This window comes from Lactobacillus kimbladii, from assembly GCF_014323605.1.
GTDB lineage: Bacteria > Bacillota > Bacilli > Lactobacillales > Lactobacillaceae > Lactobacillus > Lactobacillus kimbladii_B.
In genome coordinates this window covers 339,605-364,282 of record NZ_SCMB01000002.1, presented here as the reverse complement: position 1 = coordinate 364,282, position 24,678 = coordinate 339,605, and the positions used below count along the sequence as shown (strand labels likewise).

The 24,678-nt window shown below is 35.1% G+C and carries 29 protein-coding genes; 25 read left to right on the top strand and 4 right to left on the bottom strand.

Annotation, left to right across the window (positions count from 1 at the left end; genetic code table 11):
- The first annotated feature begins 18 nt into the window (after positions 1-18).
- The 5 genes from ERK18_RS04980 (at position 19) to ERK18_RS04960 (ending at position 3,917) form a co-directional block, all read left to right on the top strand.
- Positions 19-597, top strand: a complete 579-nt coding sequence (locus ERK18_RS04980; protein ID WP_187154557.1) for an ECF transporter S component — start codon at positions 19-21, stop codon at positions 595-597.
- Between the two features lie 402 nt (positions 598-999).
- A complete protein-coding gene (locus ERK18_RS04975) occupies positions 1,000-1,461 on the top strand; it encodes a PTS sugar transporter subunit IIB (protein WP_187154556.1) in 462 nt (153 codons plus the stop codon).
- 27 nt (positions 1,462-1,488) lie between these two features.
- Positions 1,489-2,250, top strand: a complete 762-nt coding sequence (locus tag ERK18_RS04970) for a PTS mannose/fructose/sorbose/N-acetylgalactosamine transporter subunit IIC (RefSeq protein WP_187154555.1) — start codon at positions 1,489-1,491, stop codon at positions 2,248-2,250.
- Positions 2,243-3,079: a PTS system mannose/fructose/sorbose family transporter subunit IID gene (locus ERK18_RS04965; RefSeq protein ID WP_187154554.1), complete on the top strand. Its 837-nt coding sequence runs from the start codon at positions 2,243-2,245 to the stop codon at positions 3,077-3,079. The genes ERK18_RS04970 and ERK18_RS04965 overlap by 8 nt, the downstream gene beginning before the upstream one ends.
- Positions 3,080-3,101: 22 nt before the next feature.
- Positions 3,102-3,917, top strand: coding sequence for a BtpA/SgcQ family protein (locus ERK18_RS04960; RefSeq protein ID WP_109585967.1), 816 nt, complete (start codon positions 3,102-3,104; stop codon positions 3,915-3,917).
- Positions 3,918-4,023: 106 nt separating this feature from the next.
- On the opposite strand, the gene udk is transcribed toward ERK18_RS04960, so the two are convergent.
- A complete protein-coding gene (udk, locus tag ERK18_RS04955; protein ID WP_187154553.1) occupies positions 4,024-4,653 on the bottom strand; it encodes a uridine kinase in 630 nt (209 codons plus the stop codon).
- Positions 4,654-4,936: 283 nt separating this feature from the next.
- Here udk and ERK18_RS04950 point away from each other — a divergent pair, with 283 nt between their 5' ends.
- The 13 genes from ERK18_RS04950 to ERK18_RS04890 all read left to right on the top strand — a co-directional run bounded on the left by ERK18_RS04950 (position 4,937) and on the right by ERK18_RS04890 (position 13,776).
- The gene (locus ERK18_RS04950) at positions 4,937-5,653 is read left to right on the top strand and encodes a GntR family transcriptional regulator (protein ID WP_187154552.1); all 717 of its coding nucleotides are present in this window, start codon (positions 4,937-4,939) and stop codon (positions 5,651-5,653) included.
- A 2-nt stretch (positions 5,654-5,655) separates the two neighbouring features.
- Entirely contained in the window at positions 5,656-6,345 is a 690-nt protein-coding gene (locus ERK18_RS04945) for a GntR family transcriptional regulator (protein WP_222710102.1), read from the top strand.
- A gap of 14 nt (positions 6,346-6,359) precedes the next feature.
- The gene (locus ERK18_RS04940) at positions 6,360-6,830 is read left to right on the top strand and encodes a PTS sugar transporter subunit IIB (RefSeq protein ID WP_045927681.1); all 471 of its coding nucleotides are present in this window, start codon (positions 6,360-6,362) and stop codon (positions 6,828-6,830) included.
- A gap of 13 nt (positions 6,831-6,843) precedes the next feature.
- The gene (locus ERK18_RS04935; RefSeq protein ID WP_045927682.1) at positions 6,844-7,674 is read left to right on the top strand and encodes a PTS mannose/fructose/sorbose/N-acetylgalactosamine transporter subunit IIC; all 831 of its coding nucleotides are present in this window, start codon (positions 6,844-6,846) and stop codon (positions 7,672-7,674) included.
- The gene (locus ERK18_RS04930) at positions 7,655-8,479 is read left to right on the top strand and encodes a PTS system mannose/fructose/sorbose family transporter subunit IID (protein ID WP_046331716.1); all 825 of its coding nucleotides are present in this window, start codon (positions 7,655-7,657) and stop codon (positions 8,477-8,479) included. The genes ERK18_RS04935 and ERK18_RS04930 overlap by 20 nt, the downstream gene beginning before the upstream one ends.
- Positions 8,480-8,494: 15 nt before the next feature.
- A complete protein-coding gene (locus ERK18_RS04925) occupies positions 8,495-9,562 on the top strand; it encodes an SIS domain-containing protein (protein WP_187154551.1) in 1,068 nt (355 codons plus the stop codon).
- Positions 9,563-9,588: 26 nt separating this feature from the next.
- Entirely contained in the window at positions 9,589-10,584 is a 996-nt protein-coding gene (locus tag ERK18_RS04920) for an SIS domain-containing protein (protein WP_187154550.1), read from the top strand.
- A 15-nt stretch (positions 10,585-10,599) separates the two neighbouring features.
- Positions 10,600-11,013, top strand: a complete 414-nt coding sequence (locus ERK18_RS04915) for a PTS sugar transporter subunit IIA (protein WP_187154549.1) — start codon at positions 10,600-10,602, stop codon at positions 11,011-11,013.
- Between the two features lie 81 nt (positions 11,014-11,094).
- The gene (locus ERK18_RS04910; protein WP_187154548.1) at positions 11,095-11,316 is read left to right on the top strand and encodes a hypothetical protein; all 222 of its coding nucleotides are present in this window, start codon (positions 11,095-11,097) and stop codon (positions 11,314-11,316) included.
- 103 nt (positions 11,317-11,419) lie between these two features.
- Positions 11,420-11,647, top strand: coding sequence for a hypothetical protein (locus ERK18_RS04905; protein WP_187154547.1), 228 nt, complete (start codon positions 11,420-11,422; stop codon positions 11,645-11,647).
- 274 nt (positions 11,648-11,921) lie between these two features.
- Positions 11,922-12,257, top strand: coding sequence for a PTS sugar transporter subunit IIB (locus ERK18_RS04900; RefSeq protein WP_034977128.1), 336 nt, complete (start codon positions 11,922-11,924; stop codon positions 12,255-12,257).
- A gap of 7 nt (positions 12,258-12,264) precedes the next feature.
- Positions 12,265-12,642 carry a PTS lactose/cellobiose transporter subunit IIA gene (locus ERK18_RS04895; protein ID WP_187154546.1) on the top strand — a complete coding sequence of 126 codons (378 nt, stop codon included), beginning with the start codon at positions 12,265-12,267 and terminating at the stop codon, positions 12,640-12,642.
- A 192-nt stretch (positions 12,643-12,834) separates the two neighbouring features.
- Positions 12,835-13,776 carry an aldo/keto reductase gene (locus tag ERK18_RS04890; RefSeq protein WP_187154545.1) on the top strand — a complete coding sequence of 314 codons (942 nt, stop codon included), beginning with the start codon at positions 12,835-12,837 and terminating at the stop codon, positions 13,774-13,776.
- 213 nt (positions 13,777-13,989) lie between these two features.
- Here ERK18_RS04890 and ERK18_RS04885 read toward each other — a convergent pair whose 3' ends face one another.
- On the bottom strand, positions 13,990-15,435 hold the full coding sequence (locus ERK18_RS04885; protein ID WP_187154544.1) for a 6-phospho-beta-glucosidase: 1,446 nt from the start codon (positions 15,433-15,435) through the stop codon (positions 13,990-13,992).
- Positions 15,436-15,586: 151 nt separating this feature from the next.
- Between ERK18_RS04885 and ERK18_RS04880 the strand changes: the two genes are divergently transcribed.
- The 6 genes from ERK18_RS04880 (at position 15,587) to ERK18_RS04855 (ending at position 20,781) form a co-directional block, all read left to right on the top strand.
- Positions 15,587-16,087 (top strand): PTS cellobiose transporter subunit IIA, encoded by a 501-nt coding sequence (locus tag ERK18_RS04880; RefSeq protein ID WP_187154543.1) that lies wholly within the window; start codon positions 15,587-15,589, stop codon positions 16,085-16,087.
- Between the two features lie 79 nt (positions 16,088-16,166).
- Positions 16,167-17,531 (top strand): PTS cellobiose transporter subunit IIC, encoded by a 1,365-nt coding sequence (gene celB / locus ERK18_RS04875; protein ID WP_187154542.1) that lies wholly within the window; start codon positions 16,167-16,169, stop codon positions 17,529-17,531.
- Between the two features lie 153 nt (positions 17,532-17,684).
- Complete coding sequence (locus ERK18_RS04870) at positions 17,685-18,155, top strand: Dps family protein (protein WP_187154541.1); 471 nt, start codon at positions 17,685-17,687, stop codon at positions 18,153-18,155.
- Positions 18,156-18,270: 115 nt separating this feature from the next.
- Positions 18,271-18,963, top strand: coding sequence for a ribose-5-phosphate isomerase RpiA (gene rpiA, locus ERK18_RS04865; protein ID WP_187154540.1), 693 nt, complete (start codon positions 18,271-18,273; stop codon positions 18,961-18,963).
- Positions 18,964-19,123: 160 nt separating this feature from the next.
- Positions 19,124-20,047 (top strand): nucleoside hydrolase, encoded by a 924-nt coding sequence (locus tag ERK18_RS04860; protein WP_187154539.1) that lies wholly within the window; start codon positions 19,124-19,126, stop codon positions 20,045-20,047.
- An 8-nt stretch (positions 20,048-20,055) separates the two neighbouring features.
- Positions 20,056-20,781 (top strand): GntR family transcriptional regulator, encoded by a 726-nt coding sequence (locus ERK18_RS04855; protein ID WP_187154538.1) that lies wholly within the window; start codon positions 20,056-20,058, stop codon positions 20,779-20,781.
- A 53-nt stretch (positions 20,782-20,834) separates the two neighbouring features.
- Here the strand turns inward: ERK18_RS04855 and ERK18_RS04850 are convergent, their stop codons facing one another.
- A complete protein-coding gene (locus ERK18_RS04850; RefSeq protein ID WP_187154537.1) occupies positions 20,835-21,206 on the bottom strand; it encodes a bacteriocin immunity protein in 372 nt (123 codons plus the stop codon).
- 4 nt (positions 21,207-21,210) lie between these two features.
- Entirely contained in the window at positions 21,211-21,975 is a 765-nt protein-coding gene (locus ERK18_RS04845) for a DeoR/GlpR family DNA-binding transcription regulator (RefSeq protein ID WP_187154536.1), read from the bottom strand.
- Positions 21,976-22,262: 287 nt separating this feature from the next.
- On the opposite strand from ERK18_RS04845, the gene ERK18_RS04840 reads away from it, so the two are divergent.
- Positions 22,263-24,665, top strand: a complete 2,403-nt coding sequence (locus tag ERK18_RS04840) for a phosphoketolase family protein (protein WP_187154535.1) — start codon at positions 22,263-22,265, stop codon at positions 24,663-24,665.
- Positions 24,666-24,678 lie beyond the last annotated feature (13 nt).

Sequence of the window (24,678 nt, the reverse complement as noted above, 5' to 3'; positions counted from 1 at the left end):
AAAGTTAGGAGTATTTTTATGTTTACAAGGTCTTCAAAATGGAATGTGAAGTCAATTATTTTAATTGCACTGATTGGTATCATTATGGGTGTTATTTATACCTATGGTTTTAACTGGGCTTTTAATTTAGTTAAAATGCTTTTGGTACCCACAGGTTTTGCGCCAGTAACAGACACTGTGTTTTCTGGTTTATGGCTTATGGCGGGACCACTGGCAATGTATTTTGTTCCTACGCCTGGTTCTGGGACAATAGGTGAACTGCTGGCATCAATTGTTGAAATGGCTATTGGTGGGCAGTGGGGAGCCACTACTATTCTTTCAGGTGTCATTCAGGGTGCGACTAATGAAATTGGCTTTTTTCCTAAAAAAGAGCGTTACCAAACGTTTACCTGGAAAAGCGTATTAACCGGTGCATTCTTTGCATCATTTGGCTGTTTTATTCCATCATATATTTTATATGGTTGGAGTAAATTCAGTATGCAGGTTCAAATAGTGATGTTCATTACTAACATTATTTCTGCGTTAGTTTTCGATGGTGTTTTAGTTAAACTGATCACAAATTTGTTCGATAATGCGTTAAAGCCAAAAGTTGATTAGTCATTTTCTAAATTAATAGTTTATTTTTAAAATATATGAATTAATAAGGAGGTCGAAAGGCCTCTATTTATTTTTATAAAAGAACCTACCAATCAATAAAGTTGTTGACTTTTTATTAAATTAAGCTAATATTAAATCTGTAGGCGTTTACGTTAATTTTTGATAATAAAAAAAGAAAAAACTCTTATGTTAGTTCTTGACTAAATTATTTTATGTGCTGCAATGGCACATTTTTGTAAATAATAAACAAAACAAAATTTGCAGAATTTTAGTGATAACTATATAGGAGAAAATGGCTATAAAGAATACTTTTTATTAAGTTTATATTTATAATTGATTTTTTATTCAAAAATTAAAAGATTAATCTAAATATTTCGCGAAAAAATGAAAAGGAGATAGAAAATGGCAATAAAAATGATACGTATTGATGACAGGTTAATTCATGGTCAAATTGTTGCTGCTTGGGCAAAAACATTACAAATAAAGCGTATCTGGGTGGTGGATAACGGAGTAGCACAAGATGATTTTATAAAAAACGTGATGAAAATGGTTTCACCAGCAGGTACCGATTTAAAAATAACTGGTGAAGATCAAATCGAAAATCTTGTTTCAGAATTTGATAATGATGAAGTAAATACATTAGTTTTAATGAAACTTCCCAAAATTGCGAAAAAAATTTTTGATTCGGGTGTAGCTTTGCGTGAATTAAATGTTGGCGGTATGGGTGCCGGCCCAGGACGGCAAAAATTATTTAAGAATATTTCTGCCAGCGAAGAGGAAAAAGTGGAGTTAGAGAACATGCGTGATTCTGGTGTCAAAGTATACTTTCAGGTTACACCTAGTGAAAAGCAGGTTCTTTTATAAAAGAGATTTAATTATGGAGGAGAAGATATGCTTATAAAGGCTTTGTTAGTTGGCCTTTGGGCTTGGTTTAATGGTGGTCAATGGGTAGAGTACCTTGGCTGGTTTGTAAATGGTGCACCTATTTTAAGCGGCACGATCACTGGCTTACTTTTGGGAGACATAAAGTCTGGAATTATAGTTGGTGCAACTATTCAATTGTTATACATGGGACAAGTCACTGTTGGTGGGATTAGTTCCTATGATAAATGTTATGCCGGAATTATTGGAACAGCTGTCACTATTGTGTCTCATCAATCACCAAAAGTAGGTTTAACGATTGCAGTTTCTTTAGGAACTCTTGGCTTAATTGCAAGTAATGCAAAAATGACTTTTGATGCAATTTTTGTACATATGGCTGATAAATATGCAGAAAAAGGTGAAACCAAACTAATTTGGATTTATAACTGGTTGCTTCCGGTTCTAACATCTATTATTTGGTATGGTATTCCTGCTTTCCTTTCAGTTTATTTTGGCGCAACTTATTTTGAAGGAATAATGAACTCTTTGCCGAAATTTATTTTGAATGCTTTAAATGCAGTTGGTACCGTTTTACCTGCTCTAGGAATAGCAATGCTGCTGAAACAAGTATATAATGGCAAATTCGTTGGTTTTGCAATTATTGGTTATGTTTGTGTGGCATACTTAAAATTCAATATAATTGCAGTTACTTTAGTTGGAGGAGCTTGTGCACTATTATTCTGGGCACTAGGATTAAATAAATTAGTTGAGGGAGACGTTGACGATGAGTGATTCGACAAAAAGTGAATTAGTGAAGAAAAAGAAATTAACTAAACGAGATTTAATGAGAGTTTTCCTGTTATGGGAAACAACTTCAGAGTGTTGTTTGAGTTATGAACGATTGATGTCATTGGGTTTTTGCCATGCAATGGTTCCAGTGATAAATAGACTTTATGATACTAAAGAGGAACGAGCTGAAGCTTTAAAACGTCATCTAGTTTTTTTTAACACTGAAAATAATTGGGGTGCTTTTATTCCAGGAATGATTTGTTCTATGGAAGAAGATCACGCTAATGGAGGAGCTGTATCTGGTGAAGCTATTAATGCTATTAAAATTGGATTAATGGGTCCATTAGCAGGAATTGGCGATACCATTACCCAAGGATTAGTAAAAACTATTGCGTTAGCTGTTGGTGTAGATTTGGCAACAGGAGGTAAATTAGCTGGACCAATTGTTTATGCTCTAATCTATGGGATCTATTTAATAGTATTGGGATTTACTACGTTTACTCAAGGCTATAATTTAGGACAAAAAGTTTTAACTAAAATTACTGATAAGTCAGTAATGAAAAAATTGACAAATAGTTTATCTATTTTGGGTTTGGTTATAGCAGGAGCAATGACTGTAAACAATGTCAAGATAACCACGCCACTAAAAATAGTTGCTGGTAGTTCAAAGATTGTTGTTCAAGATCTGCTTAATTCAATTTTACCAGGAATGCTTAGTGTGATAGCTGTAGTAATCTGCTTTGTATTGCTCAGAAAAAATGTTAGCGTTTTTAAAATTATGATTGGGCTTTTTGTAATAGCAATGTTGTGCTCATTTATTGGAGTTTTATAAGTTTTTAAGGGGATAATATAAAATGACAACATGGTTAACAGATATTTTCGGTACTGAAAAAGTAGCAATTGGTTTAGTACATTTAAAGGCCTTGCCTTCAGACCCTATGTATGATTTTGAAGGTGGCATGGAGAAAGTAATTGATAGTGCCAAGCATGATATAGTTGCTCTTCAAAATGGTGGTATAGATGGACTAATGTTTTCTAATGAATTTAGTTTCCCATACCAAAATAAGGTTTCTCAAGAAGTTTTAGCAGCAATGGCATATGTTATTGGAGTCGTGAAACCTATTATTAAAGTGCCTTTTGGTAGTAACGTAATAAGTGATCCAAGTGCATCAATTGCTCTAAATGCTGCTGTAGGAGGACAATATACACGAGGTCAATTTGCTGGCTGTTTTTCCAGTAATTCTGGAATTGTAAATCAAGACGTTGGTGCTCATCAGCGTCATAAAGCAAATTTGCGAATGGACAATTTTAAAATTATTCACTATGTTCGTCCTGAGTCTAGTCGTGATCTTGGCGGAAGAACGATCCAAGAGACTGTTAAAACAGCTAATTTTGAAAATATGGTTGATGCTTTTGGCGTATCTGGTTCTATTGCTGGTCAAAAGATTGATATGAATGTGTTAAAAGAAATCAAAAATACGGCGCCTAATCAAGTGGTGTTTGCCACTACAGGTTTGACTTTAGATTCAATTGAAGAAATTTACAGTAAAGTTGACGGTGCTTTTGTAGCGACGTATTTCAAAAAAGATGGAATATTTGAAAATCCAGTAGATGAAAATAGAGTAAAATCATTTATGGATAAATTAAAAGACTTCAGAAGTAAAAATTAGTAAAATATTTGTGTTTGATCTTATTAATAAAATATAGATTGATCTAATAGTAAAAAAATCAAGCTGATTCAAGCTTGATTTTTTTATTGTTGATTATTTTTCTTTTCTACTTAAAAATAGAATGAACCTTAGTAGTCAACATATCAATTGCCACATCATTTTTGCCACCTTCCGGAACAATAATGTCGGCATAACGCTTAGTAGGTTCTATAAATTGATGATACATTGGCTTAACCGTGCTCAGATACTGATCAATGACAGAGTCAATTGAGCGCCCTCGTTCACTTAAATCACGCTCTAAACGTCTAATAAAGCGAATATCATCGTCCGTATCAACATATACTTTAATATCCATTAAATCACGAATTTCTTTATTAGCTAAAACTAAAATTCCTTCGAGAATAATGATATCAGCAGGTTCTTTATGAATGGTTTTTTTGCTGCGAGTATGCTCCTTGAAATCATAAACAGGCATCTCAATAGCTTTGTATGCTAACAGGTCGCGCAGCTGCTTTTCTAGTAAGGGTACATCAAAGGCATCGGGATGATCATAATTGATCTTCATTCGTATATCCATAGGGATGCCAGTATTATCTTTATAATAAGAATCCTGTGTCATAATCAGGACATGCTCATCTTCTTGCATTTGAGCAACTATTTTTTGTGCAATGGTAGTTTTTCCACTGCCTGAACCACCAGTAATACCAATTACGACAGGCTTTTCAAGTCTCGACATTGTGCCACTCCCTTTTAATCCTTAAATATTTTACTTTACTTTGCCTTTAATTACCAACAGTTAGGGTATATTTCACTTTAAAAATGCTCTGAGAAAATTGGAAACTAAAACAAAAAAATATTGACAAGAACTGTGGAAGCGATTACTATAAATCTGGTATCAAAAATTAAAAAGATATACTTTAAAAATAAAAATTATACATAATAAACGTACTAAACAAAAGATAATTTGCAAAAAGAGAAGCAATTAAATAAAATAATGATACCAGAATGAAGAAGATATCATGGAATTCAAAGAGAGAACTGCTGCGGTTCAAGTTCAAGAGTATTTAGAATTTTTAATCCACTTTAAAAAAGTGAAAGATTTACCCTCACAACGCGAAATTTCTGAGAAATTGCAAGTTAGTCGTAATGCAGTGAAACATGCATTGGATGGGCTCAAAAATGGGGGACAAATACTGATAAAAGAACGAGCAGGAATAATTTCTAACAATAAAATTGACATTAATATGCTGGGAATGGAATCAATGACTACTGAATTTAAAAATAAGACAGTTAGCATCAAACATCTGGCAACAACTATCGAAACAATGCCCAAGAGATTAGATGATTTTTTTAATTCAAACGGGCCAGTTATTAAAATTGAGCGAGTTCGGTTTGTTAAAGATATTGCCCTAACATATGAGATAACGTATTTTAGTCAAAAAAATTTTAGCAGAATGGAAAAGATTGATTTTACTAATAAATCACTTTATGAGGTTCTGGAGAAGGAGTATCATGTGAGGCCAACTTATGGTAAAGAAAGTATCTCGTGTTTTTTGGCCGATAAAAAAATAAGCAGTCTGTTGAAAGTCAAAAAAGGCACTCCTCTTTATCAAGTAAACAGTTTCAATTATCAAGACGATGACTTACCAATTGAGAGTACAACTCAATATTTAGTAGGAAATAAATTTAAATATCATTTTAATGCTAATAATATTTATGATTATCAAGAGGAATAATTATGCTTTTTAAAGAAGTATATGCCGATTTGGATAAAAGAATTGTTAATGGTGGTTATCCACCAGGTAGTACTTTACCCAACGAGGTTGAATTACAAAAAAGATATGATGTTAGTAGAACCACAATTAGAAAAGCTGTTAATAAATTAGTAGCTGAAAATAAAGTTGTGCGTAAAAAAGGAAGTGGTTTATTTGTTGCTCCAATAATTTCTAAGCAAAATATTTTGGAAATGACAGGCATTATTAGGCCCTTATATTTGGAGTCATCGGACAAAATAAAATTTAAGGATACTTATCTAAGGCTAGTTGGTTCATATTATGCTGCAGTTTTTAATGTGAGCTCACAGGAGTTATTATATGATATTTCTTTTACAGCGGAAATTAAGGGTGAAATTACCTGTGAACATTTACTTTTACTTTTAGATAACTTTCCGGGATTTGATTCAAATTGCTTAAAAGTAATGTCAATTATTGAAGCGGTCAATACCGGTACACAGAAGCTAGATGATGTTTACCAAGACTTTCAGTTAATTAAAGCAACAGAAGAAATTAGTAAGCAATTTCATATCCAAGAAAAAGATCCTGTGTTTAAAATTACGAACCTGTTTTCAACTAGACAAGGTAAAATTGTAGCCCTAGAGTACAGACTGCAGGATGCTGTAAAAACAAGGTACTCATTAGATTTTAGTTAATGGAGGAAAGAAAAATGATTAAACTAGTGCGAGTTGACCATCGCTTGGTCCATGGGCAAGTAGCTGTTTCCTGGTTTAATAGTTTAGACGTTAATACGATATTTGTAGTAAATGATGATGTTGCCCATGATGATTTTCGCAAATCGGCCATCAGATTGGCAAAACCGGAAAAGTCTAAACTGGTAATGAAGTCTGTAGCAGACAGTATTAAAGCAATTAATTCTGGGGTAACCGATAAATATAAGATGCTAATCGTAGTGGAATCGGTTGCTGATGCCGTTGAATTAATTAAAGGAACTGGAGACAAAATAACGAGCCTTAATCTTGGTGGCACTAAGCCTAGAGAAGGAACAACAAACTATTCCAAAACTATTAATTTAACTGCGGAGGAGGCTAATGAATTAGCTCAGTTGCAGCAAAAGGGAGTAGATGTCTGGATTCAGCAAGTGCCAAATGATGAGAAACAAGAATTTCATAAAAAATGATTGGAGGTAAATAATGAATGTATATTTAACCGCAATTATTTTGGCTTTAATTGCGATGATGGGTAACGGTGAATACTTTGTTGGTTCATCCATGCTGTCAAGGCCACTTGTAACCTGTACGCTAACTGGCTTAGTGTTGGGTAACCTGCATCAGGGAATTATTATGGGGGCAACTTTGGAGTTAGCCTTTGTTGGTTCATTTTCTATTGGTGCGGCAATTCCCCCCGAAATAATCTCCGGTAGTGTTTTGGGAACTGCTTTCGCCATCGGAGCGGGCAAGAGTACTGCGGTTGCTTTAACCTTGGGAATTCCAATTGCATCCCTTGTTTTGGTAATCAAAAATTTGTGCTTTATTTTCATATTACCGTTCTTCGTTCACCGCGCAGATAAATATGCCGAAGAAGCTGATGGCAGTGGTGTAAGTCGGATGAACGTACTGGGCGGCTTTTTCTCGGTTAACTTGCCAATAGGTTTAGTAGTTGGTATTTCCTATGTCCTAGGCAGCCCGGTAATTAAAGCAATTTTAGCAGTGATTCCCCAATTTATTATTAATGGCTTGGGAATTGCCACAGGGCTTCTACCAGCATATGGTTTTGCTCTGCTGCTTAAGATGATGGTCAACAAGAATAATGTCACTTTCTTTATTATTGGTTTTGCCTTGGCAGTCTATCTCAAAGTATCAGTAACTGGGGTAGCTATTTTCGGCGCATGTTTGGCCCTTATTCTAACTGGCTATTCCGCTTTTAAAGGTCAACCGTTAGTAAATACTGCTGCTAATTCTAATAACACAAGTGAAAAAGATGCAGATGATGGAGGCATAGATTATGAAGATGAAGAATTCTAAGTTACTCACCAGAAAAGATTTAATGAAAACTTTCTGGCGGTCCTTTACGATGGAATGGGCTTGGAATTATGAACGCCAAATGAATCTTGGCTATGCCTACTCTATGGTTCCGGCTTTACGAAAGATCTATGGTAAAAACAAGGAAAAATTAAAGGACGCTTATAAGCGACACCTTGAGTTTTATAATGTTACGCCATGGCTAAGTACTTTTCCTTTAGGTATTTCAATCGCAATGGAAGAGCAAAACGAACTTGATCCAGATTTTGATGCTGCTTCAATCAATAACATTAAAGTTGCTTTAATGGGACCTTTGAGTGGCATTGGTGATTCATTCTTTTGGGGTACGTTAAGGGTTATTGCTACAGGAATTGGTACTTCTCTTGCAATGCAAGGTAATATTTTAGGACCAATTTTGTTCTTGCTAATCTTTAATATTCCGGCCATTATCACTAGATACTACGGTTTGTTTATTGGCTACAATATAGGTTCCTCCTTTATCGACAAAGTGCAAAAGACAGGTTTAATGGATAAGCTAACTTATGGCGCTTCAGTTTTAGGACTTGCTGTTGTCGGGGCTATGGTTGCGACCATGGTAACTTTGAAAATGCCTTTGAAAATTGGTAGTGGTGCTGAAGCGACTACCGTTCAAAAAATTTGTGATGGCATTGTTCCTGGTATTTTACCTCTATTGTTCACATTCTTTATTTTCTGGCTTGATAAAAAAGGCTGGAAATCACAATATATTTTGTTGCTGATAGCAGCAATCGGAATATTTGGTGCCTGGTCAGGACTGCTGGGTCAGTAACTAAAGGAGATTCTTGTGAAAAGTATAGAAGATTATGTCCACTTAGAACCAAAATACTATGAAGCGGTTTTGCAAAACTATTCTGATTTATTCAGCAATAAACTGACTCAGTTAAATAAAAATGTTGATAATATTGTCATTTATGCAACAGGTTCTAGTTCAAATGCTGCATATGGTGCATTGCCATTCATGAGCAATATTTTAAAAATGCCAGTAAAAATTGAAGAGCCTTCTATAGCTGAAAATTATTTGCTTCATGTTAGTCAAAATTCTTTATGTATTGCGATATCTCAAGGCGGTCACAGCTATTCTGTAGTAAAAATTATTCAGCGATTACAAGATGCCGGTAATACAGTTTTTGCTTTAACAAGTGAACTTGATAGTCCAGTTGGAAAAGTTTGTCATCACGTTTTAGATATGGGAATGCCTATTGAAGAAATGCCATATGTCAGTGCCGGATATAGCGTAGAAATTTTAGATTTAATGTTATTATCAATGTTAATTGCACAAAAAACAGGCAAACTTTCGTCTGTAAAATTTACACAAATTTTAGCTGAAATAAAAAATATAGTTCAGAAGATGCCTGAAGTAATTAAGCGCGCAAGTAGTTGGGTTGAAAATAACATTAGTAAATTTGCTACTGCGAAGAGATTAGTTTTTATCGGTTACGGTGCAGCTTATGGTGTCAGCCGCGAAGGTGAAACCAAGACGACTGAAGCAGTCCGTATTAGTGCTTGGGGAAAAGAACTGGAAGAATACATGCACGGTCCTTATCTGGGGTTGAACCCGGATGACTTTATCATTTGTTTAGACCCTATGGGAAAATTGCACGACAGAATGGAACTTTTAAAGCGGTTCTTAAATAAGCATGTTAAAAATGTCTACACAATATATGCAGGTAAAGATGAAAATGCAACAGCTGACGACCTCAGCTTAGGTATTACAACAAGTGAACTTTTGGCTTCTTTATTTATGACAGTACCGGTTCACTTGCTAGCCTATAAGTTATCACAAGTGAAGAAGATAGATTTGCAACATTCTGCGTACCCGGATTTTGATCAGATAACAGCTTCAAAAATATAGAATAATTTTAAAAAAGAGGAAGAAAAATGCGTAAATTTAACAAGCAAAAATTAATTGATAGTATGACTGGCGCCCTTAAACTACGGAGCCAAATTAACGATGTGATTGATCCACTATTTAAAAAAGGCATAACCAATATTTGCTGGCTGGGAATCGGTGGAACCTATGCTTCGGGAATGCAGGCTAATATCCACATGAAAGAAAAAAGTGCTTTAGAAACTTTTTATCAAAATGCCGCTGAATATAATGTAACTGGTAATAAACGTATTACCGACAAGACCTTGGTGGTAATTTCCTCAGTTACTGGAAATACCAAAGAAATGGTTGATGCAGTTAAAAACTTAAACCAAGTTGGTGCAATCATTTTAGGTTTTATGGACGACCCACACGCTAAATTAGCTTCAATGCTAACGTATTGTATTTCTTATCCTGAAAATGAACAGTTAAAATTCTTTATGGTCGGAGACCGCTTAATGTATTTGAACGGTGAATTTCCAGATTATGATGAGTTTTATCAAGAAATGGATCAACATTTTGCAAAAGACATTGCTGATATTGAAGAAAATGCGGATGATTTTGCCCAAAAATTTGCCGAGAAACACCATGACGATGAAATTCACTATTTTGTCGGTGCCGGCAATCAATGGGGTGCAACTTATTCATATGCAATGTGCTATTGGGAAGAACAACACTGGATTAGAACGCGCGCAGTGGAAGCAGCAGAATTTTTCCATGGGATGTTTGAAATCGTTGATCGTGATACTCCAGTTACTGTCTATGTTGGTGAGGACAGTCAACGGCCATTAAGTGAACGTGTTGCTAAATTTTTACCAGAAATTTGTGGTAACTATACTATTATTGATTCTAAAGACTATGACCTGCCGGGTTTTTCAGAAAAATATCGTGGCACCTTGTCACCGTTTGTCTTCCATGCGATTAATAACAGAATTGACGTTCACATTGAACATATTAACCGTCATCCGATGGATATTCGCCGTTACTACCGCTGTTTAGATTATTAATTATAGTGTGATTATATGGTTGGAGTAATTATTTGTACACATGGTAATTCAGCACCTGAATTATTAAAGTCAGCAGAAATGATTTGTGGTAAACAAGAAAATTGCCAAACCGTGAATTTCAAAGAGGGCGAATCTTTAGAACAATTAAAGTCTGAAATAAGTGAAAAAATCAGCCAACTAAAAGGAACAGTTTTTTGTTTAACAGATCTAAAGGGAGGAACTCCTTTTAACACGCTGGTCAGCTTACTAAAGAGCAATCCGGAAATGGAAATTATCACGGGTGTTAATATTCCCATGTTGCTGGAACTGTTCATCAATCGCAGTCAGTTAGAGAAAGAAGAGCTGCTTTCTGGAATAACGGAAGCTGGTAAAACTGGGATTTATCGTTATCAGGATGTCGAACCATCTGCTGATGACGAAGAATTTTAAATAAGAGAGTATAGCGGTCAATGCTATACTTTTTTTATTTAAAGACTTTATATCGGAAAAGCCAAAAATGAAAGGGCTTTTTTGATATCGAAGAAGGCGGTTGCAATCAGAAGCTTTTTCCATGGTATGATATTTCAGAAAATAATAGGCGTAGTTCTAATTGTATTGACTGTCTTTGAAATAATTAGCGGTTACAAATATACTAGCAATATTTTACGCCAGGGTACAAATAATGGCTTTTCATTCCTTTTTGGCTTAGTTTTACTAATTGGCGGCTTCATTTGTCTTTTTGAGCAGTTTTAAATTTAGAGTTAAAAAAAGATGATAAATTTTTCACCACCTTAATTGCAAAAGGTGGTAAAATTAATTAATAATATAGTGATCTAATTTAAAAGAGGGTGTTAAAATGACTAACTTTTTAACCAGTGCAGCATTTTTAATGATTATTGCTGTGATTATGATGGCTTTAGGGTCTTATCAAATAGTTAATAGTGTCGTTTATATCCGTGGAATTTTGCATAAGGGTACTAATAACGGCTTTATGCCAATGGCAATGTGGACTTCTCTAATTATTGGCTTAGCGTTGTTAATTATTGGTATAGCTGGAATTGTTATGGCTTTTAGGGGCTTTTAACTGTTTTTAAAAGCTCATAGGAATTATTACTTTTATAGATTTTCAAAAGATACATTTGAACTATATTATATTAATATTCGTGGTAGTCAAAGTATGATCAAACCACGAATATTTTCTTTTAATCAAAAGCATAAGATCATAAGATATAATTAAAACTTTTTCATATAATATAAAAAAATAATAGATATATTAGTAAGCGCTATTTTAAAAATACTATAAGTGCTATAATAGAAGAGATCAATATTAGGATACATTTTAGGAGGAAAGTATTATTATGGCAGAACAAACTATTATGCTTAACTGCAGTGCCGGAATGAGTACATCTTTATTGGTTACCAAAATGCAGCAAGCTGCGAAAGATCAGGGTATTGATGCACATATTTTTGCGTGCCCAGCTTCAGAAGCTTCACAACACATTGAACAAGATCATCCCGACTGTGTGTTGCTTGGGCCACAAATTCGTTATATGGAAGACGATTTTAAGAATAAAGTCCAAGGTCAAGGAAAAGAAGGCAAGGACATTCCTCTTGGAGTTATTGATATGCGTGCTTATGGCATGATGGATGGTAAAAAAGTTTTACAACAAGCTGAAGACTTAATTAACGGATAAGGGGATTATGATGTCTGAAAAGGAAACACCTGAACAAAAGGAACAAGAAACTTTAGAAGCAGCCATGGGACTTATTGCCAATGGTGGTAACGCTAAAAGCCTTGCTTTTGAAGCTATTCGTCTCGCAAAAAAGGGTGACATTGCAGGTGCACGTGCCAAATTGAAAGAATCGGATCAATCTTTGAACGAAGCACATAATTCTCAAACAGGGATGTTAACAAAAGAAGCTCAAGGAGATCATATGAAGGTTACCCTTCTGGTAGTTCATTCACAAGATCACTTGATGAATGCAATAACCTTTAGCGATTTGGCTGGAGAAATGGTAGATCTCTATGAAAAACTTTTTAAAGCAGAGGCGTTAAAGAAAGAAACTGAGAATAAGTAATTAAAAACTAATGACTGTGGTATCTCAATCAGTTTAATATTGGTGATTTTTTATAAATTCCATAGCTAAAAACATTGAATTGTCATAATTGATTTAGCTTTAATGAAATATGGCCTGCTTTTTTCTTATATGTATAAATTACAAAGCTATTGCCTTGAGCCTCTCAAGTCATTTATTTAGGAGAGAATCAACATGAAACAAATAAAAATTGGTAAAAGTGACGTTTATACTACTCCGTTAGGTTTAGGAACTAACAAAGTTGGTGGACATAACTTATTTCAGAATTTAGATGAACAAGATGGCTATGATCTTTTAAGAGAAGCTTTAAAACAAGGAATTAATTTTTTTGATACTGCTTATGTATATGGTCTTGGAAGATCTGAAGAAATTATTGGTGATGTGCTGCAAGACTATGATCGTTCAAAAGTAATAATTGCTACTAAGGCAGCTCAAGACCAGTCATACGATATGGCTATTAATAATAGTCCTGAGTTTATTAAAAAAGCAGTCGATGAAGCATTATTACGATTGAAAACAGATTATATTGATATTTTTTATATTCATTTTCCGGACAAGGATACGCCTAAAGATGAAGCAATCGAAACTTTAGATGAGATTCGAAAAGCGGGTAAAATAAGAGCAATTGGTGTTTCCAATTTTTCTTTAGCTCAGATTAAAGAAGCAAATAAAAATGGCAAAGTTGATATTGTTGAAGACCAGTTTAGCCTAGTTCACCAAGCTCCAGTTAAAGAAGAATTGAAGTACTTACAGGAAAATAATATTTCCTTTGTACCGTTCTTCCCATTAGCCTCAGGACTTTTGACCGGTAAATATTATTTAAAAGACTGGGAAAAGTTTAAGAATAGTGATGGTGGAAAATTACTGGGAGATTTCAGTGAAAAGCAGTATGATGATGCAATGAAAGGTATTGATGGCATCAGAAAAATTGCTGCTGATCATCAAGCGACAGTTACACAAACCGTATTAGCATGGTATATGGCAAATCCAGCAATTAGTGTTGTAATTCCTGGTGCTCGTAACGCTGATCAAGTTAAAAGCAATGCAGCTGCTTTGCATGTTAATTTGACAACAGATGAATATCAGCAAATAGATCAGTTATTTAGCAACTTCTAAAAAACAAAAAAAGGCTTTAAGCTAATTAAAAAAGAGCTTAGAGCCTTTTTTGTGTTAAAGATTAGAAATAACTTTATCACTTGAATTTAGAAAAAGTGTATCGGCTTTTTAAGCATGTTTTTAATATTTGAATAAGAAAAACACGGCACTTATACAAGTGCCGTGTATTAAATTTACTTTTTTAAAAAATGCCAATTTTTTAAAGTTACGAGGTTAATCTAAATCAAGACCATTTGAACTAATAACTTTTTTATACCAATCAAATGAATCTTTGCGTGAGCGCTTCAAAGTTCCTTCGCCAGCATCATTTTTGTCTACATAGATAAATCCATAACGCTTATCCATTTGGCCCGTTCCAGCAGATACCAAGTCAATTGGGCCCCATGGCAGGTAACCCATTAAGTCAACACCGTCAATTTCAACTGCTTTTTCCATTTCAGAAATGTGCTTTCTTAAGTAATCTACTCTGTAATCATCGTGAATAGATCCATCTTTTTCAACTTTGTCGTAAGCACCCAGACCATTTTCAACGATGAATAAAGGTTTATGATAACGATCAGTTAAGTGGTTTAAAGCAATTCTTAAGCCAGCTGGATCAATTTCCCAACCCCAATCACTTTTTTCCAAAGTTGGATTGGCAGCTTTTGCTTTAGATAAGTCACTTAATTCATCAGCTTTTACATTTTGGGCTGATACAGTTGTTGTTTGATAGTAGCTTAAGCCAACATAGTCTACTGTACCTTCCCTGAGTACAATTCTGTCTTCGTCAGTAATATCAGGACGATAGTCGTTTCGTTCAATATATGCTTCAACTTCTTTCGGATATTCACCAAAAACATGAACGTCTGAAAACCAGTCGCGCCGTTGCTCAAACTTGTCCGCTAAAAGCATATCAGCAGTTGAAGGGGTCAAGGGTCTTACTGGAGAATAGTTAATCATACAACCAATTTGAAAATCTGGGTTAATCTTATGTCCAACTTTAACAGCTAAGGCAGAGGCAACTAGTTCATAATGAGCTGCTTGATACATTGCAGCTTCTTTTTCTTTGTCAGTCATTTTCTTGAGAATAATTCCCGAATTTGTAGCCATTAAAAAGTCATCATTGTATGCAGACTGGTTATCGATCTCATTAAATGTCATCCAATATTTTACTTTACTTTGATACCGTTTGAAGCAAACTGTGGCAAAGCGAACAAAGAAATCAATTAATTTGCGGTTAGTAAAGCCGTGGTATTTCTTAACTAAATTAAATGGTATTTCAAAGTGAGATAAAGTAATTACTGGCTCAATGCCGTAGTGATGGCAAGTATCGAACAAGTCATCATAAAATTTTAAACCGGCTTCGTTTGGCTGTTCATCATCACCGTTGGGAAAAATTCTAGTCCAGGCTATGGAGGTCCTGAAGGCTTTAAAACCCATTTCTGCCATTAATTTTATATCTTCTTTATAGTGATGATAAAAGTCTATTGCACTATGGTTAGGATAATTTTTGCCTGCAATAATTCCATCAGTGATTTCGCGTGGCTTAGAAGCAGAACCTACTGTCATGACGTCAGCAACTGACATTCCTTTGCCATCTTCGTTCCAAGCACCTTCTAACTGATGAGCAGCAACGGCTCCTCCCCATAAAAATCCATCTGGCATTTTTGCTGAATACATTTTTATCTCCTTTTTAGTTAATTGTGATAGCGTTAACAGATATATTTTATAACAATTATTACCTATAGTTCAAGGCGTACAATTATTATCATTATTTGATTAATTTAGACTATACTTGTTAATATAATATAGTAAAGGAATGAAGCTTAAAATGAATAGTTCTTCAGAGAAAAATAAAGTTGAACGTAAAAAGCATAATGATAAGATCAAATATCTTTATTTTAGCCGTTATCTAATGGTCCGTTATTGTGTTGTCATTTTTTTGTTTGCTAACCTTTTTTGGCTGTTAATTTTAGTTCAATATAAAAAACTCTTAGGGATAATTTTATCTGGTATACTAACTCTCTTCTCCAGCATTGCTGCTATAGAACAGTTAACAAAAATGTACAACCACAAGAGTGATGTACCAATTACAAGAATTTATTTTTGGATACAAATTGTTGCTAATACTTTTCTGATCGTTTGTCTGTTTTTACCTTTTAAATTGCAAATTTTCCCTTTTATAACCAGTACAAGCTCAAGTTATTTTATGATTGCTATTTTATTAGCTGGCATTTTGTTAGCTTATTTCTGTGAACGTAGAATACATAACATTATTATTGGAAAAGATAAATATTTAAATGCAATCGAAACTGTAATAAAAGACAAATAGTTGCATTTTATTTGAATACGCTTACAATATTTATTAATAGTAGTTAATTATGTATTACTATTTGAAAGGAGTATATTTTATGGCTGAACCAAATCAAAAACCAATAAAAGATCGAATTGCTGAAGTGGCCGGTAAATTTGCTGCCACAAGATTTGTAAGGTCGATTATGGATGCTGGTTATAGCGTTATTTCATTTTCGATAATTGGGTCCATTTTCTTAATTTTGACTGTATTGCCGCAAGCAATTCCCGCTCCCGGGTTTGCTACTTGGTACGCGGGAACAATAGGTCGTCTTACTAATCTGTTTCAGTCTGTGTATAATGCTACTATGGGCATCATCGCACTAGTTTTCTCTGGTACTTTTGCTTACTCTTATACAAAAATTTACCGTGATGAAGAACATTTAAACTTGATACCTATAGATGGCTTGATGATGTTCTTAATGGGGTTCTTTATTACCGTAGCTGAATTAGTTTGGAAAAATGGCAGAGTAGAATTTATAACCATATTTACTAAAGACAAAATGGTTGCTGGCGGATACCAAGCAGCTCCATTAACCGGTATTTATCGTATAGGTGCTGTAGGTATTTTTATTGGATTAGTGGTAGCGTGGATAACCGTTCAGATTTATCGCTTTACAATTAAGCACAACTGGCAAATAAAAATGCCAGATTCAGTCCCATCAGGAGTGGCAAACTCATTTAGTGCCATGATACCTGGTTTTTGTGTTGCTGTAGTGATGTCGGCAATTAATATGGCCTTAGTTTTGGCAGGAACTGATTTATTCAATGTGTTATTTATCCCGTTTTCTTTCATCAGCAATATTGCGGATACTTGGTGGGGATTCCTGATCATACTCTTTTTAATTCACTTTTTATGGTGGTTTGGAATTCATGGCGCAACAATTATTAGCTCCTTTTATTCACCAATAGTTTTAGCCAATATGCAGGCAAATGTTAATCAAGGTACTCACCATGTTTTTGCTGGTGAAATTTTAAATGCGTTTGTTACAATTGGTGGTTCAGGTGCCACATTAGGTGTTGCTATCTGGCTGGTATTAAGAGCACGTTCAACACAGTTGAAAGAATTAGGTAAAGTTGAAATTGTACCAGCAATTTTCAATATAAACGAACCAATTCTGTTCGGGTTGCCAATTGTGTATAATATTGACTTATTTGTGCCGTTTATTTGTGCTCCAATGGCTTCCGGACTGGTAGCTTATTTAGCTATTGCGGCAAGGATAGTTCCGGTCATTAGAGTACAACAGCCTTGGCCAACACCAGTTGGTATTGGTGGCTACTTAGCTACGACAAGCTGGCAAGGAGGGATCCTCGCAATTATATGTGCAATAGTTGCATTTATAATCTGGTATCCGTTTATTAAGCATTATGACAATGTTACTCTAAAGAAAGAGAAGAACAATGCAACCCCAGATGTTGCATAAAAAATAGATTATTTAAAATCTGCCTGGTAAAGGCAGATTTTTTATTATAGATATAGTAGGAGTAAAAATGCTAAACAATATTTTAGTATTAATAGCGCTTACTGGATATAATAAAAGTGTAACAATGTTAATAGATTTTGGAGGCACTTTTATATGAAATATCCAAAGACTAAAGAAGTTTTAAATCAATTGGTCGCTGATTTGACACAATTACATATGGTAGTTCACCAACATCACTGGTATATGCGTGGTAATCGTTTTTTAAAATTACATCCATATTTAGACAAGGTAATGGATGAATTGGCTGACCAACTTGATGAGGTTTCTGAGCGTTTAATTACACTCGATGGTTCTCCAGTTTCAACCTTAAGTGAAATAGCAGCTAAAACTAAGATTCCTGATGAAAAGGGTAATTGGAACGAAACAATAGATGAGCGATATGCAAAAATTATTGATGATTATCACTATCTTGATCAGCTCTATGAAGAAGGCATTAAAGTCAGTGATGAAGAAGGAGATTACTCAACCAATGATTTGTTGACTGGTTTTCACACTGATGTAGAAAAGAGAATTTGGATGATGTCAGGTGAAATTAACAAGGCTCCTGAAATTGATCCCGAATAATTTAACCAAGTTTAAAAGCAGTTTTAACTGCTTTTTTGTATCTTCTTTTTATCTTACTTTTGCTATAATTAATTTAAATTGACAATTAATAATATAGTTTTAGAAAGCATGAATTATGGATAAAGAAGAGCAGGATAAGTTAAAAAAGCAAGCTGCTGTAAAAGCTGCTGAATTAGTCAAATCAGGAATGAAACTGGGAGTAGGCACTGGTTCGACAGTAGCATTTTTAATTGATGAGTTAGGCAGAAGAAAAAAAGAAGAAGGTCTTGACCTTGATGCTGTGGTAACAACTTCAAGCAGAAGTAAGAAGCAAATGGAAAGCTACGGTTTTCATGTTGATGACTTGAATGCAGTAGATCAACTTGATTTGACTATCGATGGCGCAGACAGGCTAGCAGCTAACTTTGATGGTATTAAAGGCGGCGGTGGCGCTTTGACCATGGAAAAAAATGTTGCAATTAATTCTCGAAAAATAATTTGGATTGTAGACGAATCTAAAGTGGTTGAGCGTTTAAGCGGTTTTCCTCTGCCTGTTGAAGTTTTACCTGTTTCATGTGAACAAAATTTTAGACTTTTTCAAGCTGAAGGCTTGAATCCACGGTGGCGCCTGACAGGTAATGAACGCTTTGTAACTCATTATGGCAATTTTATTATCGATTTGAATATTGATCCTATTCCTGTTCCTCGTGGTTTAGCTGATTATTTGGATCATACCGTAGGCGTAGTAGAACATGGGCTTTTTCTTGGAATGTGCGATGAGGCATTTATTGCACATTCTAATGGCAAGATCGAAGATCGAAAAAAGTAGCTTTTAAGTTAGCTTGAAACATAACTGTGAGTTAAATAAGTCCCAAATAGTTTTCTAACTGTCGGGGCTTATTTCAATGTCAGCTCTTTTTATTTTTACAGCAACGAGCAGCTAAATTTGGTATTATTGTTTTATAACCATTTTTAAAAAGAGGATACTTATGTTAAAAAAACCATTGATAATTAGTACTGATCCCGGAATTGATGATGTTGTAGCAATTACCGCTGCCTTATTTGCTCCTGAATTTGATGTTAAATTGATAGCAGCAACTTGGGGCAATGTACCATTGAAAAATACTCTGGACAATACTTTAAAATTGGAAACATTTTTAAAAACCAATGTCCCTGTTGTCAGTGGTGCTGTCAGACCTTTACTGCGGGATCAAATCGATGCCTCAGATGTTCACGGCAAGAATGGATTGGCTGGATTTGACTTTCCTGCGCCTAATCACAACTTATTGAAACCAGGTATTGCTGCAGAGGCAATTCATGAAGTTGTTGCTGGTAGTGCTGAAAAAGTAACTTTAATGCAAATTGGGCCAGCAACAGATTTTGCACTTTACTTTAGGCAATTTCCAGAAGATTTGCCTAAAATTGAGCAACTGGTAATTATGGGTGGTGCAATCGGTCGCGGCAATTGGGGACCTTATGCAGAATATAATGTTGCCGGTGATCCAGAAGCGGCACAGATTGTTTTTTCAAGTGGCGTAAAAATTTTATTAGCACCTCTTGAATTAGGACATCAAGCATACATGACTCCAGATGTTTTGGCCCAAATTAAGAATTTAGGCAGAACTGGAGACATGCTCAACCATATTATGAGCAATTTACATGATCATACTGAAACTAATGGTCGTGAAGTATACGATGCATTGGCAGCGGGTATGCTGGTAAAACCCGAAATGTTTAACTTTAAGCCTGCATATGTCGTAGTAGATACCAAAAGTCCAAGTGCTTACGGTGCTTCTTTAATTGATTTTAATAACTTCTTTAATAAACCAGCAAATGTTCAAGTTGGAGTGAAAGTTGACCGGGTGCAATTTTCAGAATGGTTAATTGCCGCCGTCAGGAATATAAATAATTGAGGTAGATAATGGCAGATTTCGTTTATCGTACTGTGATGCGTGATATTAAACAGAATATTTTAGATAACAAATATGAGGGGATGCGCCTTCCAGACGAGCGTAGTCTAGCTGAACACTATCAAGTAAGTCGTTCCTCAATGAAAAGAGCGATGGAGCTGCTTTCTCAACAAGGCATTGTCTTTAAAAAAAGGGGTAGTGGAACATTTATTAACCCTTTGTATTTAAAAAATCAGTCCTTGTTTCGCTATGAGGGGTCTAACTTAGGTTTAACTGATAGTTTGAAAGTTCCTGGCAAAAAGCAAGGAATTAAGTTGCTGTCTTTTAGCGTAATCAAGACTCCTAAAGGAATTGCACAAGACTTGTTTCTGAAAGAAAATGACTTTGTGTACCAATTTAAAAGACTTCGTTTTTTAGATAAGCAACCATTTTTAATTGAAACTGGGTATGTACCAATTAAAATTGTTCCTGAGTTAAAACCTGAACACTTGAAAAAATCACTTTTTAATTACTTAGAAGATTCGCAAAATAAAGTGGTTACTAAAGCCTTTCTGAATATTACTGTTGAGCCATCAAATGATGAAGATCAAACACGGCTTAATTTGAAAGAGAGCGAACCAGTCGGAGTAATGGAAGGTATTTTCTTTTTAGATGATGGTACGCCATTTGAAGTATCAACTATGCGTATTCATTACCAATATATGAGATTCAATACTTTTGTAAATTTGAATAAATGAAAAAGCAGGCTTTGGCCTGCTTTTTTGGGATACATTCTATTTAAAAAAGAAAATCAAATATTCTTGAATTGTTGCATATCCATAATCCGTCCAGTATAAACAAAGTTTAAGTTGATTTTTCTGGTTTTATTACTTAAGTCACGCAAAAGTTTTTGCTGCAGGGTCGTTAAATGCAAATGCTGCAGTGCGACACATGCCTCAATATACAATACTAATTTGCCAGTATATTCTAATGGGTGATCTTTACTGTCAAACTTGCGCATTACCATACCAACGGCATCACGAATTTGCTTATATTTTTTGATATTCAATTCATTGTATATATTACTAAAAAAACTATTATAAAATTGATCTAAGTCTTGATAAACTTCTTCGATTAGCTGTTGCCGTTTTGTTGAAAACAAGCTACCAAAAAAGCTGCGCATAACCTCACTTCCTCAATACCGAAATGATTTGTGTCTTTGGCGAAAAATTCTTTTGGAAATTTTCAGGTAAAGGCAAATCTGTGATTAAAACGTCAATCTTGTTAAGCGGAATTGACATATAAGGAGATGTATTTTGACTATCAAATTTGTATTTTTCTGCAACAACTATCACATGTTTTGCTCTTGAACTTGCAATCTTGATTAATTCTGAATCACTCATTTTTGTTGAATAGATACCGTCGCTTTTAACATTTGAAGTACCAACGAAAGCAGTGTTAAAACTTATTTTTTGCAAAAGCTCAAGTGAGGTAATAGAGTAATTAAATCTATGTTCCTTATCAATTTTGCCTCCAAGAAGTCTCACATTAGGTAGTTTTGACTGCATCAGAGCTAACGAATTATCAATTGAGTTAGTAACAATTTGCAAATCAGTGCCACAAATTAAGTCACACAATTTCTTTAAAGTAGTTGATGGACCGATAAAGTCACACTGGTTAGGATGGATAAATCTCTGAGCCATTTTTGCCATTTTAGTTTTTACTGGTGAATCTATTTGACTTCTCATGAGAAAGTTAGGTACATCACTACGGTCTATCGCAACTAATCCACCATGAACTCTGATAGCTTGACCAGTTGCAGTTAAACGCACTACGTCACGACGAGCTGTATCAAAAGAAATGTTGAAATAATTTGCTAACTTGCGAGTACTCAAATGATTTTCTTGATTAAGCATTTGCTTAATTTGTTGCAGACGTTCTTCTTGTGTCATATTACCTCTCCTGTGCCTAATTTAGCACTAGAACAAACATTGTTTAATCACTTTTTCAGTATTTAATTTAAAAAATAAGTATTTATCAGTATTTGAACATAAATATACAGATCTGTAAACAGAAAATGCCATAATAACAGTATTACTTATCTACTTGGCAATAACTAAACACTTATTTTTTTAAAATTGGGACGAACCAATTTTTAAAATGGTTGAACTTTGCTGGAAACTTGCTATAATATGTTTATAAAATGAATTTTAGCAAATATTAAAAAGGGAGAATAAAAATGGCAGTTGATTACGACTCAAAAGAATTTCTCAAAAGCGTTGATGCTCACTGGCGTGCAGCAAATTATCTATCTGTAGGTCAACTTTTCTTGATGAGCAATCCGTTATTAAAGCATGAATTGCAGGCAAGTGAAGTTAAGCCTAAGCCGATTGGTCACTGGGGCACTATTTCACCGCAAAACTTTATTTATGCTCATTTAAACAGAGTTATCAAAAAATATGGTTTGAACATGTTCTATATTGAAGGTTCAGGTCATGGTGGTCAGGTTATGGTATCTAATTCATACCTTGATGGTTCTTACAGCGAGCTTTATCCTGAAATTCAACAAGACGAAAAAGGAATGGCTAAACTCTTTAAGCGTTTCAGTTTCCCAGGTGGCTCTGCTTCACACGCTGCTCCTGAGACTCCCGGCTCAATGCATGAAGGTGGAGAATTAGGTTACTCACTTTCTCATGGTACAGGTGCAATTTTAGACAATCCTGACGTAATTGCAGCAGTTGAAATTGGCGATGGTGAGGCAGAAACAGGACCACTTGCAGCCAGCTGGTTTAGTGATAAATTTATTAACCCAATCAAGGACGGTGCAGTTTTACCAATCTTGCAAATTAATGGTTTCAAGATTTCAAATCCAACTATCGTTTCCAGAATGTCGGATGAGGAATTGACCAAGTATTTTGAAGGCATGGGTTGGCATCCTTATATTATTTCTGCTTACAATGGCGGTGAATTTGATGGCTATAAAGACCACATGCAGGTTCATGAAGAAATGGCTAAATTGATGGATACCGTGATTGAAGAGATTAAGGCTATTCAAAAGAATGCTCGTGAAAATAATGATGAAACCTTGCCCCACTGGCCAATGATTATTTTCCGGGTGCCAAAGGGCTGGACTGGTCCAAAGAAGGATCTTGATGGTAACCCAATTGAAAATTCATTTAGAGCTCACCAGATTCCAATTCCTGTTGCTCAAGATGATATGGAACATAAAGATATGCTGGTGGACTGGCTTAAGAGTTATAAACCGGAAGAGTTATTCGATGAAAATGGCGTTCCAACTGAAATCGTGACAGCTGATAATGTTACTGGTGATAGCAGGATGGCTATGAATCCAATCACTAATGCGGGTGGAGAAAAAGCTAAGCGTCTTAGTTTGCCGGATTACCGTAAATATGCCTTAAAATTTGATCAACCAGGTTCTATTGAAGCTGAAGACATGACGGAATGGGCTAAATATTTAAACGAAATTGCAGAACTTAATCCCAATACCTTCCGTGGCTTTGGCCCTGATGAAACTAAGTCAAACCGTTTATTTAAATTTATTGATGAGCAAAAACGGCAATGGGAAAGCTCCGTTCATACACCTAATGATGAAAACCTGGCACCAAGTGGTCGTTTGATTGATTCACAATTGTCTGAGCACCAAGACGAAGGCTGGCTTGAGGGCTATGTTTTGTCTGGTCGTCACGGTTTCTTTGCTACATATGAATCATTTGGTCGAGTTGTAGATTCAATGCTGACTCAACATATGAAATGGTTAAGAAAGGCTAAGGAACAATATTGGCGTAAGGACTATCCGTCATTAAACTTTGTTGCGACTTCAACTGTCTTTCAACAAGACCATAATGGTTATACTCACCAAGACCCTGGTGTCTTGACTCACATGTATGAAAAGAATCGTCCAGATTTAGTTCATGAGTATTTACCAGCTGATACCAATTCACTGTTGGCAGTTTCACAAAAAGCTTTCACCGATCGTGAGTGCATCAACATTTTGGTTACTTCCAAGCAGGAAAGACCACAATGGTTCTCAATTGATGAAGCAACTCGTATTGCCAACCACGGTTTATCGTACATTGATTGGGCATCAACTGACCAAAATGCTAAGCCTGATGTTGTATTTGCCTCAACTGAAACGGAACCGACAATGGAATCCCTTGCGGCAATTGATATTTTGCATAAGAATTTCCCTGATCTCAAGATTCGTTATATTAACGTAATTGACGTTATGAAATTGATGAATACTAAGGATAATCCAGAAGCAATTTCTGATGCAGAATTTGAGCAATTATTCCCAAGTGATGTGCCAGTGATTTTTGCATGGCATGGCTATAAGGCAATGATGCAATCAATTTGGTTTGGTCGCAAGCGTAGCAATGTTCATATTCACTGCTATGAGGAAGAAGGAGACATCACAACGCCATTTGACATGCGTGTAGTTAATAAACTTGATCGTTTCCATTTGGCAAAAGATGCCATTTTAAGTGTTCCTCGTTACGCTGAAAAGTGTGCAGGCTTTGTAGCGGAAATGGATAGATTACTTGCAAAACACCACCAATACATTCGTGACAATGGTAAAGATATGCCTGAAGTTACTGAATGGAAGTGGACCGGTCTTAAGTAAATATTAGTATTTA

Bases quoted from the DNA above. Each gene is read 5' to 3' on its own strand.
- ERK18_RS04980 (WP_187154557.1), top strand. From the start codon at position 19: ATGTTTACAAGGTCTTCAAAATGGAATGTGAAGTCAATTATTTTAATT.
- ERK18_RS04975 (WP_187154556.1), top strand. From the start codon at position 1,000: ATGGCAATAAAAATGATACGTATTGATGACAGGTTAATTCATGGTCAA.
- ERK18_RS04970 (WP_187154555.1), top strand. From the start codon at position 1,489: ATGCTTATAAAGGCTTTGTTAGTTGGCCTTTGGGCTTGGTTTAATGGT.
- ERK18_RS04965 (WP_187154554.1), top strand. From the start codon at position 2,243: ATGAGTGATTCGACAAAAAGTGAATTAGTGAAGAAAAAGAAATTAACT.
- ERK18_RS04960 (WP_109585967.1), top strand. From the start codon at position 3,102: ATGACAACATGGTTAACAGATATTTTCGGTACTGAAAAAGTAGCAATT.
- udk (WP_187154553.1), bottom strand. From the start codon at position 4,653: ATGTCGAGACTTGAAAAGCCTGTCGTAATTGGTATTACTGGTGGTTCA.
- ERK18_RS04950 (WP_187154552.1), top strand. From the start codon at position 4,937: ATGGAATTCAAAGAGAGAACTGCTGCGGTTCAAGTTCAAGAGTATTTA.
- ERK18_RS04945 (WP_222710102.1), top strand. From the start codon at position 5,656: ATGCTTTTTAAAGAAGTATATGCCGATTTGGATAAAAGAATTGTTAAT.
- ERK18_RS04940 (WP_045927681.1), top strand. From the start codon at position 6,360: ATGATTAAACTAGTGCGAGTTGACCATCGCTTGGTCCATGGGCAAGTA.
- ERK18_RS04935 (WP_045927682.1), top strand. From the start codon at position 6,844: ATGAATGTATATTTAACCGCAATTATTTTGGCTTTAATTGCGATGATG.
- ERK18_RS04930 (WP_046331716.1), top strand. From the start codon at position 7,655: ATGAAGATGAAGAATTCTAAGTTACTCACCAGAAAAGATTTAATGAAA.
- ERK18_RS04920 (WP_187154550.1), top strand. From the start codon at position 9,589: ATGCGTAAATTTAACAAGCAAAAATTAATTGATAGTATGACTGGCGCC.
- ERK18_RS04915 (WP_187154549.1), top strand. From the start codon at position 10,600: ATGGTTGGAGTAATTATTTGTACACATGGTAATTCAGCACCTGAATTA.
- ERK18_RS04905 (WP_187154547.1), top strand. From the start codon at position 11,420: ATGACTAACTTTTTAACCAGTGCAGCATTTTTAATGATTATTGCTGTG.
- ERK18_RS04900 (WP_034977128.1), top strand. From the start codon at position 11,922: ATGGCAGAACAAACTATTATGCTTAACTGCAGTGCCGGAATGAGTACA.
- ERK18_RS04895 (WP_187154546.1), top strand. From the start codon at position 12,265: ATGATGTCTGAAAAGGAAACACCTGAACAAAAGGAACAAGAAACTTTA.
- ERK18_RS04890 (WP_187154545.1), top strand. From the start codon at position 12,835: ATGAAACAAATAAAAATTGGTAAAAGTGACGTTTATACTACTCCGTTA.
- ERK18_RS04885 (WP_187154544.1), bottom strand. From the start codon at position 15,435: ATGTATTCAGCAAAAATGCCAGATGGATTTTTATGGGGAGGAGCCGTT.
- ERK18_RS04880 (WP_187154543.1), top strand. From the start codon at position 15,587: ATGAATAGTTCTTCAGAGAAAAATAAAGTTGAACGTAAAAAGCATAAT.
- celB (WP_187154542.1), top strand. From the start codon at position 16,167: ATGGCTGAACCAAATCAAAAACCAATAAAAGATCGAATTGCTGAAGTG.
- ERK18_RS04870 (WP_187154541.1), top strand. From the start codon at position 17,685: ATGAAATATCCAAAGACTAAAGAAGTTTTAAATCAATTGGTCGCTGAT.
- rpiA (WP_187154540.1), top strand. From the start codon at position 18,271: ATGGATAAAGAAGAGCAGGATAAGTTAAAAAAGCAAGCTGCTGTAAAA.
- ERK18_RS04860 (WP_187154539.1), top strand. From the start codon at position 19,124: ATGTTAAAAAAACCATTGATAATTAGTACTGATCCCGGAATTGATGAT.
- ERK18_RS04855 (WP_187154538.1), top strand. From the start codon at position 20,056: ATGGCAGATTTCGTTTATCGTACTGTGATGCGTGATATTAAACAGAAT.
- ERK18_RS04850 (WP_187154537.1), bottom strand. From the start codon at position 21,206: ATGCGCAGCTTTTTTGGTAGCTTGTTTTCAACAAAACGGCAACAGCTA.
- ERK18_RS04845 (WP_187154536.1), bottom strand. From the start codon at position 21,975: ATGACACAAGAAGAACGTCTGCAACAAATTAAGCAAATGCTTAATCAA.
- ERK18_RS04840 (WP_187154535.1), top strand. From the start codon at position 22,263: ATGGCAGTTGATTACGACTCAAAAGAATTTCTCAAAAGCGTTGATGCT.